This is a genomic window from Photorhabdus namnaonensis, assembly GCF_001684335.1.
Classification (GTDB): Bacteria; Pseudomonadota; Gammaproteobacteria; order Enterobacterales; family Enterobacteriaceae; genus Photorhabdus; species Photorhabdus namnaonensis.
In genome coordinates this window covers 4,202-4,938 of record NZ_LOIC01000052.1, presented here as the reverse complement: position 1 = coordinate 4,938, position 737 = coordinate 4,202, and the positions used below count along the sequence as shown (strand labels likewise).

1 protein-coding gene is annotated in these 737 nt (G+C 64.7%); it reads right to left on the bottom strand.

What is annotated here, in order from left to right:
• Nucleotides 1-737: type VI secretion system ImpA family N-terminal domain-containing protein (locus Phpb_RS26735; protein ID WP_240492493.1), on the bottom strand; the 737-nt coding region annotated here is incomplete at both ends.

The window sequence follows — 737 nt, the reverse complement described above, 5'->3', positions numbered from 1 at the left end:
GCCAGGTTTTTTGTGCCAGACCGGTCAGCTGTTCAGCCTGTTGCAGCCCCGCCAGCGGGGAGGCGTCCGCCAGCCGGGTTAACTGCTGCGCATAAGTTTGCAGGTCGGGGTGGTACAGCCAGGCCAGTCTGGCTCCGTCCGGGGTGTCAGTCAGGGCGGTGAGCTGCTGGTGCAGCGGCCGGTAAAGTCCCAGCCAGCTGCCGGTCAGGACAAACCCGCCCAGTAAGAGACCCAGGCCAAACCCCTGTAACGCGCTCATCGGCCGCGGGGGCGGCTCAGGGAAACGGACCTGGACTTTAGGCTGACTGTGGTCGTATCCCGCGTCGTCGCCGGTTTCCGGCTCGGTTGTGTTGGCCAGGTAGACCAGCGGCGGTATCTGCACGGGGCTGGCGGCGGGTTTGGGCAGGATACGGGGCTGTTCCAGTTTTTTGGCGGTGTTCTGGAAGAACCACAACAGGTTTTCGACTTTCGGCAGGCGTTTCAGGTCGGACTGCTGGAGCCGGTCGACTATCAGCTGTAAGGCCCGCTCGGCCCGGTAAATCATCCGCAGGTCACGGGGGGTATAGTCGTGCTGGCGTAAGGCGTTGCCGCAGCGGGTGTTAAACCAGTCCAGCATCTCAGTGCGGACCGCCGGCTGCGGCGGCCACAGTGCATCCCACTGGCTGACCATCACCCCGGCCAGCAGCTCACAGCCTTCGGTAAACCCCGCCAGGCCGCTGAGCTGCATCCGGGCCAGG